Below are 16,897 nucleotides of genomic sequence, written 5' to 3'. Positions count from 1 at the left end.
TCTAGAAGAACGTACGGATGTAGTCGACGACCGTCCCGTCCGCCTCGGCGACCGGGATGAGCTGCCACTTGTCGAAGGACGTGCAGGGGTGCGACAGGCCCGCCCCGACCCAGTCGCCCACCTCCAGGTCCGCGTCCGGGCCGGTGCGCAGCCAGGCGTGCTGGTCGGACAGGCCGGTCACCTCGATGCCGGTGGCCGGGCGCTCCGGGCCGCCGTCCGCGGGGCGCACGACCTGGGCGAAGGGCAGGTGGAGGTCGTAGGCCGCGTCCCGCTTGCCCGCGTTGGTGAAGGCCTGTTCGGGGGAGGGGCGGGAGACGACCTGGCTCCACAGGCGGAAGGCCGGCTCCAGCGCGCCCTCCTCGGGGACCCGGTTGAAGGGGGTCAGCTCGCGGTAGTGGCCGTCGTCGTGGGAGACGTACGCGCCCGAGCGCAGCAGCTTCAGTACGGGCAGGGAGAGGTCGGGGATCTCGGCGAACACGTCGGCCACCGCGTCGAACCAGGCGCTGCCGCCCGCGCTCACCACGATCTCCTCCAGCCCGCCGAACCGCCCCGCCTTGTCGAAGTCGACGGCGAGCGCCACTAGCCGCCGCAGCCAGGCGTGCACCCGCTCCGGGTCGGCGTCCGGCACCTCGCCCTCGTACCCGGCGACACCGGCCAGCCGCAGCGTCCGCGCCCCGGCCACCGCGTCGGCGACCGCCGCGCACTCCGCCTCGGTGCGCACGCCGGTCCGCGCGCCCGCACCGGCCGCCAGCTCGACCACGACGTCCACCGGACGGCCGGCGCCCGCCTCGGTCAGCGCCGCGTCCATCAGCTCGACCCCGCGCACGGAATCGACGTAGCAGACGAAGCGGAAGTCCGGGTCGGCGTCCAGTTCCGAGGAGATCCAGCGCAGGGCGGCGGCGTCGACCAGCTCGTTGGCCAGGAAGACCCGCTGGACGCCGAAGGCCCGCGCCACCCGCACCTGGTGCGGCACGGCGAGGGTGATGCCCCAGGCGCCGTGCTCGATCTGGCGCTGGAAGAGCTGCGGGGCCATGGAGGTCTTGCCGTGCGGCGCGAAGGCGAGGCCGTGCCGGGCGGAGTACGTCTCCATGAGCCGGAGGTTGTGCTCCAGGCGCTCGGCGGACAGCGCCAGCACGGGCGTGGTGAAACCGCCGGTGAAGAGGTTGCGGCGCTGTCCGGCCAGCTCGGCGACGGTGAGGCCGTACGCGTCCGGCGGGAGGCCCTTGAAGCGGTGGTCGACGTGCTCCTCGGCCAGCTTGGCGAGGGCTTCGCGGCCGTGTGCGGGGCCGATGTCGAGGGCCATGGAGCCTCCCTGATCTGATGCGTCGCGGATGCGTTGCAACATTTGCAACGACCGTTGCGTATATCGCTTACTGCTGTCTAACATCTCGGCGAACGCGGGGTCAACGGAGCCGCCGCCCGCGAGATGCGACGAGGAGCCCCCACCATCGTGACCGCCACCGGACCCACCAGCACCGCCCCCGACGTCGTGGACGTCGTCGCGCTCGGCGAGTCCATGGTCACCTTCCTCCCCTCCGTACCCGGCCGCCTCGCCGACGTCCCCTCCTTCGACCGCGCCATCGGCGGCGCCGAGTCCAACGTGGCCTGTGTGCTGGCCGCCGCCGGGCACACCGCCCGCTGGGCCGGCCGGGTCGGCGCCGACGGCTTCGGCGACCACCTCGTCGAGGCGATCGGCGCGTACGGCGTCGACGTCTCCACCGTGCGCCGCGACCCCGACCGCCCCACCGGCGTCTACTTCCGCACCGCCGGGGACCGCGCCACCGACGCCCACGAGGTGGCGTACTACCGGGCGGGCTCGGCGGCCTCCGCGATGTCGACCACGACCATGGACCTGGACGCCGTCCGCGCCGGCCGCATCCTCCACCTGTCCGGCATCACCGCCGCGCTCTCCGCCGACTGCCTGGACCTGATGCGCGAGCTGACCGCCCGCCGCCCCGGCCGGCCCCTGGTCTCCTTCGACGTCAACCACCGCCCCGGACTGTGGCGCGGGGACGCCGACGGCTCCCGGGTCCTCCTCGAGCTGGCGCGCGGCGCCGACCTCGTCTTCGTCGGCGAGGACGAGGCCTGGGGCCTGGGCGGACCCGAGGCCGTGCGCGCCGCGCTGCCCGAGCCCGAACTGCTCGTCGTCAAGCAGGGCGGCACCGGCGCCACCGCCTTCCACGGAGCGGACGTCACCTTCGTCCCCGCCCTCGCCGTCGACGTCGTCGCCGCCGTCGGCGCGGGTGACGCCTTCGCCGCCGGGTTCCTCTCCGCCACCCTGCGCGGGCTGCCCGTCCGGGACCGCCTGCGCCACGGCCACCTGATGGCCGCCGCCGCCCTCACCGTCCCCGGCGACCTCGCCACGCCCCCGGCACGCGACCACGCCGACCGCCTGGTCGCCCTGGACGACGCCGCGTGGGGGAGACTGCGACTCGGCCCCGCCTGGACGCAGGCCGGCGACCAGGCCGGCGACGGGGCCCACGAGGAGGTACGTACGCCATGAGCCAGACCGTCGACCGCGCGCTCAGCATCCTGCCGCTGCTCGCCGAGGGCCCCGCCGACCTGGGCCGGGTCGCCGACCGCCTCGGCGTGCACAAGTCCACCGCGCTGCGCCTCCTGCGCACCCTGCACGAACACGGCTTCGTCTACCGCCAGTCCGACCAGCGCTACCGCCTCGGCGCCCGGCTCATCGCCCTCGCCCAGGAGGCGATGGAGAACCTCGACGTCCGCGAGATAGCCCACCCCCACCTCGTACGCCTCAACGAGCAGGTCGGCCACACCGTCCACCTCGCCGTCCACGAGGAGAACGAGGTGCTCTACATCGACAAGGTGGAGAGCCGCTACCCGGTCCGCATGTACTCGCGGATCGGCAAGCCCGTCGCCATCACGGTGGCGGCCGTGGCGAAACTCCTGCTCGCCGACCTCCCCGAGAACGAACGCCGAGCCGTGGTCGAGAAGCTCGACTACCCCCTGTACACGTCCCGTTCGACACCCAACGCCGAAGGTTTCCTCAAGGAGCTGGCCAAGGTGCGCGAACAGGGCTGGGCCACCGACCTCGGTGGCCACGAGGAGTCCATCAACTGCATCGCCGCGCCCATCCGGGGCGCCGACGGCCGGGTGGTCGCCGCGATGTCGGTCTCCGCGCCGAACGTCGTCGTCACCGCCGACGAACTCCTCACCCTGCTGCCGCTGGTGCGCCGTACGGCGGACGCCATCAGCGGCGAGTACTCCGGCAGAACCCCAGTCAAGGAAGTCACCCCATGACCGACAAGATCGCCCTCACCCCCGCGACCCACACCGTCCCGCCGGCGAAGTTCTCCCACGGCGTGAAGAAGGGCAACATCCTCCAGGTCGCCGGCCAGGTCGGCTTCCTCCCCCACGAGGAGGGCAAGGCCCCCACCCCGGCCGGCCCCACCCTGCGCGAGCAGACCCTCCAGACCCTCGCCAACGTCAAGGCGATCCTGGAGGAGGGCGGCGCCTCCTGGGACGACGTGATGATGATCCGCGTCTACCTCACGGACGTGGACCACTTCGCCGAGATGAACGAGATCTACAACGCGTACTTCGAGGAGCAGGGCCTCACCCAGCCGCCCGCCGCGCGCACCACCGTCTACGTCGGTCTGCCCGCCGGACTCCTCATCGAGATCGACGCGCTGGCCGTCCTCGGCTGACGGGTCTCTCCCTTTCGCCTGCCTGCCTGTCTGGCCGGCTGTCTGTCTGTAAACGGCACGGCGCCCTCCACTCCCGGGGCGCCGTGCCGCGCTCCTCCCTGCCCGAAAGCCCCATGTATTTACGCAGAGGACCCCCGAATGTCCTACATGCCCCTCCAGCTTGCCGCTGCCGCCGAGACCCCACCGCACACCGGCGGTCTGCTCACCCTGATCGACGGCACGGCGGGCCTGCTGACCGTCGCCGCGATCGGCATCGCACTCCTGCTCTTCCTGATCATCAAGGTCCGGCTCCAGCCGTTCGTCGCGCTGCTCGCCGTCTCCATAGCCGTCGGCCTGCTCGCCGGCCTGTCGGTCACCGAACTCTTCGGCACCGTCCAGAAGTCCGACGCCGTCTCCACCATCGAGTCCGGCATGGGCGGCATCCTCGGCCATGTCGCCATCATCATCGGCCTGGGCACCATGCTCGGCGCGATCCTCGAGGTCAGCGGCGGAGCGGAGGTGCTGGCCTCCCGGCTCCTCGGACTCTTCGGTGAGAAGCGCGCCCCGCTCGCCATGGGCCTCACCGGCCTGATCTTCGGCATCCCGGTCTTCTTCGACGTCGGCATCTTCGTCCTCGCACCGATCGTCTACGCCGCCGCCAAGCGCTCCGGCAAGTCGGTCCTGCTCTACTGCCTGCCGCTGCTGGCCGGTCTGTCCATGACCCACGCCTTCCTGCCGCCGCACCCCGGCCCGGTCGCCGCCGCCGGACTGCTGAAGGTGGACCTCGGCTGGGTCATCCTCATGGGCATCGTCTGCGGCATCCCGGCCGTGCTCGCCGCCTGGGCGTTCTCCGCCTGGATCGGCCGCCGCATCTTCGTGGCCGTCCCGCAGGACATGGTCGAGGCCGCCGAGGAGGCCAAGCAGGCCGTCATCGACGAGCAGCGCCAGGCCGGCGTCGAGCCGCGCGAGACCCCGGTCGCCCTCGGCACGGTCCTCGGCATCATCGGCACCCCGCTGGTCCTGATCCTCGCCGCGACCTTCTCCTCCATCGCCCTGGACCCGTCCACCCTCCGCTCGGTGATCGAGTTCTTCGGCAACCCGTTCGTGGCCCTGACCATCGCCCTGTTCCTCGCCTACTACCTGCTCGGCATCCGGCGCGGCTGGTCCCGCAAGTCCCTGGAGACCGTCTCGACGGCCTCGCTGAAGCCGGTCGGCAACATCCTGCTGGTGGTCGGCGCGGGCGGGGTCTTCGGCGCCGTCCTCAAGGGCAGCGGCGTCGCCCAGGCCCTCTCCGACACCTTCAACGACGTCGGCCTGCCGGTGATCGTCCTGTCCTACCTGATCTCCGTGGTGCTGCGGGTCGCCCAGGGCTCGGCGACGGTGGCCATCGTGACGACCGCGGGCATCGTCGCCCCGCTGCTCGCCGAGGGCGACCACTCCCAGGCCTTCGTCGCCCTGGTCATCATGGCCATCTCGGCGGGCTCCATCTTCGCCTCGCACGTCAACGACGGCGGCTTCTGGATGGTCGCCAAGTACTTCGGCATCAGCGAACGGGACACCCTGAAGACGTGGACCGTACTGGAGAGCGTGCTCTCGGTCGCCGGGTTCGTGGTGGCGGCCGTGTTGAGCCTGTTCGTCTAGGGGCGCGTGTAGGCGTCTGATAACGAAGTTGGGGCTGGCTGTCTCCGGCACAGGATCGTCGACCATACTGCCCGCTGTGGAGCAGCGCAGAGGATCGACCAGCCAGCCCCTGGAAGGCGCCGGATTCGACCCGGCATTCATCCCCGGGCTCACCGCGCCCGTGACCGGTGAACCGGAGAACGGGAAACCGGCGAAGGCGAGGGCCGAGGCGGAGAGCGAGACCGAGGACGTCCGGGACGCGACGGACGCGGTCGTCGACGAGTCCGCCGACGAGTCCGCCGATGAGCCCGTCGAGGATGCCGTCGAGCCGTCCGAGGAACCGGACGAGGAGGCCCCCGACGGCCCCGTCTTCGAGGCCGCCGACCGCCGTGCCCGGATCGTCGCCGACCACAAGGGCGTACGCCTTTCCCTCGACGACCAGAGCTGCGAGTTCCGCTGGGACGAGGTCGGGGCCGTCGAGACGGAGACGGGGCGCTTCGGCAAGCGGTTCACCGTCACCGTGCACACGCCCGACCGCCGCTGGTACCCGATCGAGATCGAGGCGACGTCCAGGAGCCGCTTCCAGGAGTGGGAAACCGCCCTGGACGAGGTCCTCGACGCGTACTTCGAGGACGCCGCTGATTAGGGCCCGCCCTCAGCACATCGGGTGAAGATCCGCGCACGCCCTCTTGTCCCACCGTCGGTCATAGGCTTGGTTGGCCCGCATGGCGGACACCACGGGCAACATCACAGGCACCGGCGGACCGGGCACGGCCGACTCGGCTCCCCGTAAGTCGAGTTGGCGCTACATCGGTCCCGGCATCGTCGTCGCGGCGACCGGCGTGGGCGCCGGCGACCTCGTGGCCACTCTCATCGCGGGCAGCAACTTCGGCTACACCCTGCTGTGGGCGGCGATCATCGGCTGCGTGGTGAAGATCTCCCTCGCGGAGGCGTGCGGCCGGTGGCACCTGTCCACGGGCCGCACGCTGTTCGACGGCTGGGCGAGCCTCGGCCGCTGGACGACCTGGTTCTTCGCGGTGTACGCCGTGATCTGGGGCTTCGTCTACGGCGCGGCGGCGATGTCGTCCAGCGCCCTGCCGCTCCAGGCCCTCTTCCCGGACGTGATGGACCTCGAATGGTGGGGCATCGCGTGCGGCCTGGTCGGCCTGGTCTTCGTCTGGTTCAACAAGTACAACGTCTTCGAGAAGGTCATGACGGTCCTGGTGGGCGTCATGTTCGTCGTGACCGTCTACCTGGCGATCCGTGTCACCCCCAACCTCGGCGACGCCTTCGCCGGCCTCCTCCCGGTCCTCCCGGACGAGAAGGACTCGATCCTCAACACCCTGGGCCTGATCGGCGGCGTCGGCGGCACCATCACGCTGGCCGCGTACGGCTACTGGGTCAACGCCAAGGGCTGGACCAACACCGGCTGGATGAAGGTCATGCGCCTGGACAACCGGGTCGCCTACGCCACCACCGGCATCTTCGTCATCGCCATGCTCTTCGTCGGCGCGGAACTGCTCCACTCGGCGAACATCGCCATCGCGAGCGGCGACAAGGGCCTGATCCAGCTCGGCGACATCCTGGAGCAGGAGTACGGCACGGCCACCGGCAAGCTCTTCCTGATCGGCTTCTTCGCCACCTCCTTCACGTCCCTGATCGGCGTCTGGCACGGCGTGAGCCTGATGTTCGCCGACTTCCTGGCCCGGCAGCGGGGCGAGCGGGAGGCACGCGGCGACGAACTGGCCTCGGGCCGCCGCGAGCGCTCCTGGGCCTTCCGCGCCTACCTGCTCTGGCTCACCTTCCCGCCCATCGTCCTGCTCTTCCAGGACGAGCCCTTCCGCCTGATCATCATCTACGGCGTCCTGGGCGCCGCCTTCATGCCCTTCCTCGCCCTCACCCTCCTCTGGCTCCTCAACTCCGCCCGCACCCCGCGCGAGTGGCGCAACGGCTGGCTGAGCAACGGCATGCTGGCCATCGCGGGCCTGCTGTTCCTGGTCCTGTGCGTGAAGCAGATCTGGGACCAGCCGTGGTCGGAGTTCTTCTAGCCTGCGGCCACGAGTGAGAGCCTCGCCGGGAACTTTCGGGCACCGGATACTGCCCCAACCGCTCTGGCTCGAAGTCCCCCGGCGCGGTATCAAGGGGAAGTCCGTCCCGGGCCCCGAGAGGATTCCCATTGCACGCCCATGACCAGCGCAAAGCACCCGGTAAGGAAACCCCCAAGGGCGCACTGGCCGTCGGCAGACCGGCAATGGAGCGTCCGGGACTGGGGCCTGGCCCGCTGTCCGCTCCGGCTGCCCTGGCTCTTCAGCGCGCGGTCGGGAACGCCGCGGCGACCCGGGTGGTCCAGGAATCAAGGCATCAGCATGGCGTCACCGCAGTGGTCCAGCGAGCACCTGACCCCGGGGCCGGGGGGCCGAAGGAGGAGGCAAAGCCGACCGAGTGGTTCAACGCAACCACCGGCAAGTGGCAGAGCGGCAAACCCGACTTGGAGAAGATGCGCCCCGCCCATGGCGGAGAACGCCATCTGCTGGGACCAAAGCTCGAGGCCGAGTTTGCCGACAAGCACTATTCCAGCGTCGATGATGTTCCCGTGTTCAAGGCCCGGATGTACCGCAGGAAGGAGGCCCCGGGCCGGGTCTCAGCCTCCCGCTCACCCGAACTGCGGATGCTGGACCGGCTGGGGCGCCTCGGGATGGGTCAGATCCGGCCGGGCGGCACGCCGCACCTGGCGACCTCCGTTATGCCGAACGGCCGGTTGGGTATCGCCGGCAATACCGGCAGAAACCACGTCACCGCAGGTGAGCGGAACAACGTCAACCGTGAACTCGCGGAAGTACAAGATGAATCCGTGCCCGCATACGGGGAGCGGAGGATGGACAAGGACCTCTACAAGGTCCGCGCGGCGAAGGCTGGAGATTACTTCGAAGGCAATTACAACAGACCGCAACTGGGCGCAGTTGTCAACGCCATGGGCAATCCCGACTGGAGCCACTCCCGTGTCGGGGACGACAACGGCGGCCAGGCCGGCGCGCAGCACGGCGAGTTGACGCTGCTCGGTCCGCACATCGCCCAATGGAAAGCCAATCCGCACACGGGCGAGCAACCGAAGATTGTCAACATAGGCGGCGTCAAATGTGCCTGCGCGGCCTGCCAGTGGGCCCTCATGGCCGCGAACGAGTTCATCGGCAAGAAGTACGGTTACAAAGTGGTCGTCTCGGGCGGTCACGGCATGCTCTTCCGTAACTGGATCATGCCGAAGTGGCTGGCCGAAATCCCTGATGCCCGCAAGTACGTGGAGGGAAAGATCAAGGCCAGGGTCCCCGGCGCCAAGTTCTACACCAGCTCTTCCGGCAGCCTCGTGCTGAGCCTTCCGAAGGACTACAGGGAGGCGGATGTCAACCAGGACCCGGCGGAATCCGAGTCTGAGTGGGAGCCGATCTAACACGCATGTGGGCGATCTGGAGGAAATCGCCCGTTTGTGGTGATCATGCAAATAAGGGAATTAGATACCCCATGTGATTGAGCCATGGCTCAATACCCTCTTGCGGTGAAGGATCTTGCACGGCAGCCTTTCGGGTGTAGATCGTGTGTCCAGATGGAAAAGAGGGGGCCATTATGGGGTTGAGAAAGAGAATTGCGGCCGCATCTGCCGTACTGGTGACCGCCGGCGCGACTGTCGGCCTTGTCGCTCCTTCGGCGCAGGCGGAGACCCGCTGCAGCACGCTCTATCTCTGCCTGTACTACAACTCGAACCAGCAGGGATCGTTCCGGGTGTTCGTTACGAACACCCCGGACTTCGCCGGATACACCTTCACGGGTGACGGGGCCGGATATGGACAGGCTGTGAAGAACAACGCCGCCTCCGCGTCCAACGGATTCCCGACGAGCAGCGGCAGGAGCGCGCGCATCTTCTACAACTCGAATTACGGCGGCGTCTACGACAATGTCGGTCCGGACAGTGCCAGGAACCTGAGCAACACGTACAACGAGAACGCGTCGTTCCTCTGGAAGACTTCCTGATCGAGCACATCAGTGAAAATGTCGCCGACCCTGCTCCTGCACTGGAGCCGGGTCGGCGGCACGTAGGGGATTCGGGTCGGGGGAGTAATGGGTTTCGGTCTTCTGAGTGACAAGCTTCTGCGCTGTCGGCCGCTGGGAGTCGGCGCGGTGCTCCTCGCCGCTGTCGGTTGTTCCTCGCAGCACTCGGAGCCGGAGGGCGGGCCGACCCCCGCACCGCGGGCCTCGGCCCTGCTGGCTTCGGTCGATCTCCGACTGCCCATCGAGGAGTACCTCTTCTCCGACGCCGAGATGGGCAGAGTCCGACAGGCCCAGCAGACGTTGATCGAGCGCTGCGCACGCCGCTTCGGTCTCACCTACGAGCCCGTCTCCGCGAGCCCGCCCGTCGGCCCCCGCAGCGTGATGGACCGCCGGTACGGGCTCACCGACGCGAAGCTGGCGCGCGCGGATGGTTACCATCTGGGCGACCGCGACCCCCGGACCCAGGAGGCGGAGGAGTTCGAGGTCCCCAAGGGGAAAATGCTGACGGTGCTGACCGGGAAACCCGGCGATTCCGGTGGCGACACGGTCAACGGCGCCAAGGTACCGGCCGGGGGCTGTGCCGGTGAGGCCGGACGGGAACTGTCCAAGGACGACACCCTCGGATCGAGCGATGTGGCACAGGACCTCAACGGAAAGAGCTTCTCCGCCACCAAGGAAGACCCGCGCGTGCTCGCGGTGTTCACATCCTGGTCGCGGTGCATGAAGGACAAGGGGTTCTCCTATCCGGACCCGCTGGCCGTGATGAACGACAGCCGCTTCCAGGGGCAGAAGTCCACTCCGCTCGAAATCAGGACAGCCGTCGCCGATGTGGACTGCAAAGGGCGCGTCAATCTGGTCGGCGTCTGGTTCGCCGTCGAAGTCGACTACCAGAAGTCACTGATCGCGAAGGAGCAGAAGGACCTGTCTCCGGTGCTTCAGGACAAGCGGTATCAGCTTGAGGCGGCAGACGCCGTCAATTCTCCCGGCTGACGGCCTGCCGAGCCCGCCGAGGGCGCGTGCGGTGGTGTACGGGGCGCCTTGACGGCGTGCGTCACGGTGGTGCGTCATCCGGTGATCTCCCCTCGTACGCGGTACGGGTGAATGGGCCCACTGAACCGGTTCGGGGCAGGTGGCGGTTCTTCTACGTTCTGCGGGGGACCCCAGGGCCGGAACGAGGGAGGGCTCTGCGGACGGTACCGGCGAAAGGCGCACCTGATGTCGGGGTTGGGGAGCGCGGTGGCGCGGATGGTGTCCTTGGGGCCGTCCGTGGGGTGCTGCGCGCTGGCGGTCTCGCTGGTGCTCCGTGCGCGGTGGGCGAACGGACGGGTGCGGACGCGGCTGTTGCTGTTGGGGGGTTCGGCGGTGGCCGGCGGCGTGTACCGGGTGGTGGCGGACGTGCTCTACGTCCACCCACCGGATGCGGGGCGACACGAGCCGTCGCTGCTGGGTTCGGTGGTGGCGGTCGGAGCGACGCTGGCGGTCGGGCTGGGGACGGCCGGTCTGGTGGTCGCCGCCGATGCCGGTACCGGCCGGCCCGTGCTGCTGCGGCGTGTGCTCGACGGGGTCGTCGCAGCGGGAGCCCTGTTCATGGCGGGATGGGTCCTGCTGAGCGGGACCGGGGGCGGCTGGCGGCTGGGGGAGGGGATGGTGGGCGTCCTGTGGGCCGCTGAGCTGGTGTTCCTCAGCTTTCTGCTGGCCCTGTGCCGTCTCGTGCGCAGTGACCGCAGAGCCACCCTGTGGGCGGGGATCGTCGGACTGTCCCTCATGCTGGTCGGCGACACGATGCAGCTGTGGGCGGTCGGCCCGCACGGCCCCGGAGGGATGGCCCCGCAGCCGGCGGACGGTTGCAGGGCCGCGGGCCTCGTGGTGATGGCCGCCGGCCCGTGGCTGCCCGGCGGGGCGAGCGTCCTCGGCATGGCGCGGCCGACGTTGCGATGGGGGATGGAGGGTGCGGCGGGGTTCGTTCCCCTGACGGTCTGCACGGTCATGGCGCTGGGACACGTGCTGGCTCCCGGTGCCCGTGATCCGGTACCGCTGCTGGTCGGTGGGACGGTGCTGCTGAGTCTCTGGGTACGCCAGAAGTTCCTGCCGAGCGGGAACATCGGAAGGAGCGACTGAGCCGTGTGCGGCTGTGCTCCCTGCCGCCGCAGCAGCAGGGAGCACAGCCGCACAGCCGCACGCCCGGTGACCGGTCGAAGCTACGGCAGCCCGTGCACGTGCGGCCCCACCGCGTTCGACCACGCGTTGCCCGTCGCCGCGTCCCAGTTCGTGGACCACGTCATCGCGCCGCGCAGGGACGGGTACGTCCTCGCCGGCTTGAAGGAGCCGCAGTTCGTCCCCTTGGTCAGGCAGTCCAGGGCGGCGTTGACCACCGACGGGGAGACGTAGCCGCCGCCCGCCGCGCGGGTGGAGGCCGGCAGGCCGAGGCCGACCTGGGACGGGTCGAGGCCGTTCTCCAACTGGATGCAGGCCAGGGCGGTGAGGAAGTCGACCGTGCCCTGCGCGTACACCTTGCCGTCGCAGCCGAGCATCGTGCCGCTGTTGTAGTACTGCATGTTGACGACGGTGAGGATGTCCTTCACGTTCAGCGCCGTCCGGAAGTACGAGCCCGACGTCGACTGCATGTCGATGGTCTGCGGCGCCATCGTGAGGATCATGTCCGGGCCCGCCTTCGCCGACAGGGCGCGCAGGGCCTGCGTCATGTAGGTCGCGTTGAGGCCGTTCTCCAGGTCGATGTCGACGCCGTCGAAGCCGTACTCCTGCATCACCGCGTACACCGAGTTCGCGAAGTTGGTCGCGGAGGCCGCGTCGTTCACCGAGACGGTGCCCTTCTCGCCGCCCACCGAGATGATGACCTTCTTCCCGGCGGCCTGCTTGGCCCGGACGTCCGCCTTGAACTGGTCGACCGTGTAGCCGCCGAGCCCGGCCGAGTCGAGGTGGAAGGCCACCGCGCCCGGCGTCGTGGTCGCGTCGGCGAAGGCCACCGCGATGATGTCGTACTGGGCGGGGACGTCCGAGATCTTCTGGACGGTCGCCCCGTTGTTGAAGTTCTGCCAGTACCCGGTCACCGCGTGCCTCGGCAGGTCACCCCCGCCGTCGCCCTGCTCCGTCGTCCGGGCCGTCACCGTCGCCGACTTCGCCGACTCGCCGGCCGCATTCGTCGCCGTGACCTGGAAGGCGTACGACGTCGAGGCCGCGAGGCCGGTCACCGTGGCCGTCGTGCCGGTCACCGCGGTCACCTTCGTGCCGTCGCGGTAGATGTTGTAGCCGGTGGCGCCCGACACCGCGTTCCAGGCGAGCGACGCCGAGGACGACGTCGTACCGGAGACGCTCAGCCCGGCCGGGGCCGACGGCACCGTGGGGTCGGGGTCCCCGTCGCCGCCGCCTCCGTCCGGGCCGAAGACGGAGAGGTCGTCGACGTGGTAGGCCGGCTGCCCGTACCAGCCGTGCGTGTAGACGGTCACCGAGGTCGTCGAGGAGCCGGTGGTGAAACGGGTCGACAGCTGCTTCCAGGAGGCCGAGTCCGGGGTCCAGGTCGACACGTCCGTCGTCCCCGTGCCCGTCACGCCCAGGTAGGAGTAGCCGCCCTGGACCCACGCGCTCAGCGTGTACGTCGAGCCCGGCTGCACCTTGACCGTCTGTGCGCACCGGGCGTTGTCCTGCCCGCTCGGCGTCGCCTTCAGTGCGGCGGAGCCGGCGTGGGCCGGGGAGGAGACCGTCGTGCCGCTGTTCGCGGAGCAGGTCCAGTTGCTCAGTCCGGCCTCGAAGCCGGCGTTCTTCGCGTTGTTGACGTCGGCGGCGGACGCCTGGCCGACGGCGGTGACCGAGAGGGCGAGCGCGGCGGTGACGGCTCCCGCCCAGAACTTCGTCCGTCTGCCGAGCCGTTGGTGTACGGGCGCCATGGGGGCCTCCGGTGGGGGAGTGGGGGAGGGCATTGACGTACAAGGTGGTCCAGACCAATTGAGGGTGTCAAGAGGTAGGTACGGACCAAGTGCGCCGCCGTGCCGTTGGTTGAAAAAATGCTCAACCTGCCCCGTTTTGGCGCACCTTGTGCCACACAAGTTGTTCCACAGCTACCGAAACGCTGTTCTCCGGTCACAGACGCGTGGATACAGTGCTCAGGTAGTCACGCTGTGAAGTCGTCCGGGTGTGTCGGAGTGAACGCCGGCCCAACCGCGGGGCATGGGGAGACGGGGAGCCGCGCGTGCCAACAGCCATCGCCGTGACCAGTGCCGACATGGCGCTGCCGCCGCAGGACGAGCGGACGCTGCCCGCGGTCGTGCTCCAGGATGTGGACCGGCGTCCACTGGAGCAGGTGCTGGCCGAGCTCCAGTCGCTGACCGACCAGCACGGGCACGTCGTCGTGGTGTGCTCGGGGGCCGTCTCCCCGGAGGTGGAGCGACGGCTGCACACCGTCCGCTCACTCCTGGAGACCGACCGGATCGCCCTGTTCCGGCCGCCCCTGCCCCCGCTGGGCATCGCCGTACTCGCCCGCCAGCTGCGGCAGCTGGCCTCCTGCGACCTCAGCCCCGGCGTCCTCGCCTCGGCGGGCCGGCTCCTCACCCACTACATCCACTCCGGCGCCCTCCTCGGCTCCGTCGCCCGGCTCGACCACGTCCCCGTGGGCCTCAAGGCGCACGCCAAGTCCTGGATGCCCGGCAGCCAGTTCGGCGTCGTGGCCCACCCCGTGCCGCAACTGGTGCGGATCGGGCCCGAAGCCACCCTCGACGGACCCGAGTTCGGCACCTGGCTGCTGGTCGCCAAGGGACAGCTCCCCTCCGACTGGGTCACCGGCACCCTCGCCCCCTCCTGGCGCGTGCAGGGACTGCGCGAGACGCAGCTGCCCGCCGAGTCCGCCGGCTGGTGGGGGACCGGACGGCTGACCGAGTTCTGCGCCTACCTGCCCGACCTGTCGGTCCTCTACCAACTGGTCGCGTCCGTGCGGCAGAGCAGGTGCCACTGGTGCGGCATCGACGTCATCGGCGACCGCTGCGTGTTCTGCTCCGCGACGCCACCGGACTACGACGCCCCCCGGGACGGCACCTCCGGCCACCGCCGGCCGACCGCTCTCGGTCACCGCCGTGCGAGACGCGCCCTCACGGGGTAGGCCCGTACCGCCCGATCCGCTCCACCGCCCGACTCCCGATCCGGTTCGACCGATTCCCCCAATGAGGTTGCACGGCACATGAACTCCCGTCAGCGCCGCGGCATCATCCTGCTGATCCTGTCGGTCCTCTGCGCCCTCGGCGCCTTCGCCGGCGTGCTGTCCGTCGTCAACGACGTGAAGTCCAAGGTCGGACCCGAGGTCACCGCGTACCGGCTCAAGACGGACGTCGAGCCCTACACGCCCCTCGGCGCGGGGCAGTTCGAGAAGATCGAGATGCCCGAGCGCTGGCTGTCGAAGAACGCCGTCACCGACCTCGACCAGGTCCGCGGCAAGATCGCCGTGACGACGCTGAAGGCGGGCTCGTTGCTGCAGAGCGACATGATCGTCGACCAGCCCGCCCTGCAGCCCGGTCAGCAGGAGGTCGCCATCATGATCGACGCGGCGACCGGGGTGGCCGGCAAGATCACGCCGGGCGCCACCGTCAACGTGTATGCCACCTTCGAGGGAGAGCGTGAGGGTGTTCCCGCTCAGTCCAAGATCATCGTAACCAACGCCAGAGTCATCGACGTCGGCGACCTGACCTCTCTCGAGCCCGACGAGAACAGCCGCGACCGCGAACCCACCGACGCCGTCCCCATCACCTTCGCACTGTCCGCCATCGACGCCCAGCGCATCACCTACGCCGAGTCGTTCGCCCAGCGGGTCCGGCTCGCGCTGGTGGCGCCCGGCAGCGACACCACGGTCCCGGACAAGGACCGGACGTACGAACTCGCGAAGGACAAGTGAGAGCCCGTATGCCCACGAGGATCCTCCCGGCAGTCGGCGACGCGGACGCCGTACGGTCCATCACGACCCTGCTCAGCCAGCTCCCGGACGCCGAACCGGTCGCCCCGGTCGTCGACTCCACCCAGCTCGTCGACACCCTCGCCCGGCTGGCCGCCGAGTCGGTCGACGAACTGCCCGAGGTCGTCGTCGTCCACGAGCGCATCGGCCCCGTGCCCGCGCTGGAGCTGATCCGCGAAGTGGCCCTCCGCTTTCCGGCCGTCGGTGTCATCCTCGTCACCTCCGACCCCGGCCCCGGCCTCTTCCAGGCCGCCATGGACCACGGCGCCCGCGGCCTGGTCGCCCTGCCGCTCAGCTACGAGGAACTCGCCAGCCGCGTCCAGGCCGTGGCCCAGTGGTCGGTCGGCGTCCGCCGGCACCTCGGCAGCGGCGGCGACGTGTTCACCGGCGCCGGCGGCACCGTCGTCACCGTCAGCGGTGCGAAGGGCGGCGTGGGCGCCACGCTGACCGCCATCCAACTGGCGCTCGCGGCGCAGGCGTCGGGCCGCGCCACGGCATTGGTCGACATGGACCTCCAGGCCGGCGACGTCGCCTCCTTCCTGGACGTCCAGTTCCGCCGCTCCGTGGTCGACCTGGCCGCCATCACCGACATCTCCCCGCGCGTCCTGGCCGACGCCGTCTTCCGCCACGACAGCGGCCTCGCCCTGCTGCTCGCCCCCGGCGAGGGCGAACGCGGCGAGGAGGTCACCGACCGCGCCGCCCGCCAGATCGTCACCGCCCTGCGCTCCCGCTACGAGGTCGTCGTCGTCGACTGCGGCGCCCAGCTCGGCGGGGCCGGCGCGGCGGCCGTGGAGATGGCCGACAAGGCGCTCCTGGTCACCACCCCGGACGTGGTCGCCGTACGGGGCGCCAAGCGGGCCGTGCGGATGTGGGACCGGCTGCAGATCCGCAAGGCGGAGGAGACGACCGTGGTCGTCAACCGGCACACGCGGGGCACGGAGATCCAGCCCCCGCTGATCCGGAAGATCACCGGCACGCTGGTCGCGGACACGGCCGTCCCCGCCCACTTCAAGGAACTCCAGGGCGCGGTGGACGCCGGCCGCCTGCACGAGCTGGACGGCCGGAGCACGGTGAAGCAGGCCCTGTGGACCCTCGCGGGCGAACTGGGGCTGGTCAAGGCCGCCGAGGGGGACCACCGCAAGGGCGGCGGCCGGTTCCGGGGCGACCGGGGGTCGGTGAGCTTCCGGCGCCGGAAGGACGGTGGGGGATGAGGGGGACGGGCGCGGCGAGCGGGACGGGCGCTTTACGGCGGCGCAGGTCCCGGGGCGCCCGGGATGCCGGCCAGGTCACCATCGAGTTCCTCGGCATGACCCCGACGATCATCGTGACGCTGGTGGTGCTGTGGCAGCTCGTCCTCGTGGGATACACGTACACGCTTGCGGGTAACGCTGCGGACGAGGCGGTACGGGCGGCGACCGCGGCCGGCCCGGGGGCGCGGCAGGGCGCCTGCCAGGACGCGGGCCTGGACAAGCTGCCGGGCGCGTGGGAGGGAGGCGCCGGCGTGGACTGCGGCACCGCGGGCGGCTATGTCACCGCCGACGTGCGCATCGAGGTGCCCCTCCTCTTCCCGGGCACGGTCAGCTTCCCGTTCACCGTGCACGGGCACGCGGGGGCCGTCGAGGAGGAGGACGACTGA

16 protein-coding genes are annotated in these 16,897 nt (G+C 70.1%); 14 read left to right on the top strand and 2 right to left on the bottom strand.

All coding sequences use genetic code 11. From position 1 onward, the window contains the following. Position 1: 1 nt before the first annotated feature. The gene (locus tag ACIGO6_RS20075) at positions 2–1,303 is read right to left on the bottom strand and encodes an amino acid deaminase (protein WP_399877865.1); all 1,302 of its coding nucleotides are present in this window, start codon (positions 1,301–1,303) and stop codon (positions 2–4) included. A 147-nt stretch (positions 1,304–1,450) separates the two neighbouring features. On the opposite strand from ACIGO6_RS20075, the gene ACIGO6_RS20070 reads away from it, so the two are divergent. The 10 genes from ACIGO6_RS20070 to ACIGO6_RS20025 all read left to right on the top strand — a co-directional run bounded on the left by ACIGO6_RS20070 (position 1,451) and on the right by ACIGO6_RS20025 (position 11,429). Beyond that, positions 1,451–2,503, top strand: a complete 1,053-nt coding sequence (locus tag ACIGO6_RS20070) for a sugar kinase (RefSeq protein WP_399877862.1) — start codon at positions 1,451–1,453, stop codon at positions 2,501–2,503. Continuing rightward, positions 2,500–3,264 (top strand): IclR family transcriptional regulator, encoded by a 765-nt coding sequence (locus ACIGO6_RS20065; RefSeq protein ID WP_399877859.1) that lies wholly within the window; start codon positions 2,500–2,502, stop codon positions 3,262–3,264. The genes ACIGO6_RS20070 and ACIGO6_RS20065 overlap by 4 nt, the downstream gene beginning before the upstream one ends. Then, positions 3,261–3,671, top strand: coding sequence for a RidA family protein (locus tag ACIGO6_RS20060; protein ID WP_052839635.1), 411 nt, complete (start codon positions 3,261–3,263; stop codon positions 3,669–3,671). The genes ACIGO6_RS20065 and ACIGO6_RS20060 overlap by 4 nt, the downstream gene beginning before the upstream one ends. A gap of 138 nt (positions 3,672–3,809) precedes the next feature. Further along, positions 3,810–5,291 carry a GntP family permease gene (locus tag ACIGO6_RS20055; RefSeq protein WP_399877855.1) on the top strand — a complete coding sequence of 494 codons (1,482 nt, stop codon included), beginning with the start codon at positions 3,810–3,812 and terminating at the stop codon, positions 5,289–5,291. Between the two features lie 76 nt (positions 5,292–5,367). Further along, positions 5,368–5,916 carry a hypothetical protein gene (locus ACIGO6_RS20050; RefSeq protein ID WP_399877853.1) on the top strand — a complete coding sequence of 183 codons (549 nt, stop codon included), beginning with the start codon at positions 5,368–5,370 and terminating at the stop codon, positions 5,914–5,916. A 79-nt stretch (positions 5,917–5,995) separates the two neighbouring features. After that, the gene (locus ACIGO6_RS20045) at positions 5,996–7,318 is read left to right on the top strand and encodes an Nramp family divalent metal transporter (protein WP_399877850.1); all 1,323 of its coding nucleotides are present in this window, start codon (positions 5,996–5,998) and stop codon (positions 7,316–7,318) included. A 128-nt stretch (positions 7,319–7,446) separates the two neighbouring features. Beyond that, a complete protein-coding gene (locus ACIGO6_RS20040) occupies positions 7,447–8,715 on the top strand; it encodes a hypothetical protein (RefSeq protein WP_399877847.1) in 1,269 nt (422 codons plus the stop codon). A 173-nt stretch (positions 8,716–8,888) separates the two neighbouring features. After that, complete coding sequence (locus tag ACIGO6_RS20035; RefSeq protein WP_399877844.1) at positions 8,889–9,293, top strand: peptidase inhibitor family I36 protein; 405 nt, start codon at positions 8,889–8,891, stop codon at positions 9,291–9,293. A gap of 318 nt (positions 9,294–9,611) precedes the next feature. Continuing rightward, on the top strand, positions 9,612–10,301 hold the full coding sequence (locus ACIGO6_RS20030) for a hypothetical protein (RefSeq protein ID WP_399877842.1): 690 nt from the start codon (positions 9,612–9,614) through the stop codon (positions 10,299–10,301). Between the two features lie 225 nt (positions 10,302–10,526). Continuing rightward, complete coding sequence (locus tag ACIGO6_RS20025; protein WP_399877839.1) at positions 10,527–11,429, top strand: hypothetical protein; 903 nt, start codon at positions 10,527–10,529, stop codon at positions 11,427–11,429. An 80-nt stretch (positions 11,430–11,509) separates the two neighbouring features. Here the strand turns inward: ACIGO6_RS20025 and ACIGO6_RS20020 are convergent, their stop codons facing one another. Next, complete coding sequence (locus ACIGO6_RS20020) at positions 11,510–13,213, bottom strand: chitinase (RefSeq protein ID WP_399877837.1); 1,704 nt, start codon at positions 13,211–13,213, stop codon at positions 11,510–11,512. Positions 13,214–13,548: 335 nt separating this feature from the next. Here ACIGO6_RS20020 and ACIGO6_RS20015 point away from each other — a divergent pair, with 335 nt between their 5' ends. The 4 genes from ACIGO6_RS20015 (at position 13,549) to ACIGO6_RS20000 (ending at position 16,897) form a co-directional block, all read left to right on the top strand. After that, entirely contained in the window at positions 13,549–14,418 is an 870-nt protein-coding gene (locus tag ACIGO6_RS20015; RefSeq protein ID WP_399878195.1) for a hypothetical protein, read from the top strand. 78 nt (positions 14,419–14,496) lie between these two features. After that, positions 14,497–15,204, top strand: coding sequence for a Flp pilus assembly protein CpaB (gene cpaB, locus ACIGO6_RS20010; RefSeq protein ID WP_399877835.1), 708 nt, complete (start codon positions 14,497–14,499; stop codon positions 15,202–15,204). A gap of 8 nt (positions 15,205–15,212) precedes the next feature. Next, on the top strand, positions 15,213–16,472 hold the full coding sequence (locus ACIGO6_RS20005) for a CpaE family protein (RefSeq protein WP_399877832.1): 1,260 nt from the start codon (positions 15,213–15,215) through the stop codon (positions 16,470–16,472). After that, positions 16,469–16,897, top strand: coding sequence for a TadE/TadG family type IV pilus assembly protein (locus tag ACIGO6_RS20000; protein ID WP_399877829.1), 429 nt, complete (start codon positions 16,469–16,471; stop codon positions 16,895–16,897). The genes ACIGO6_RS20005 and ACIGO6_RS20000 overlap by 4 nt, the downstream gene beginning before the upstream one ends.

This window comes from Streptomyces sp. NPDC053750, from assembly GCF_044544295.1.
Lineage (GTDB): Bacteria > Actinomycetota > Actinomycetes > Streptomycetales > Streptomycetaceae > Streptomyces.
This window is presented reverse-complemented; position numbering and strand designations above follow the sequence as displayed.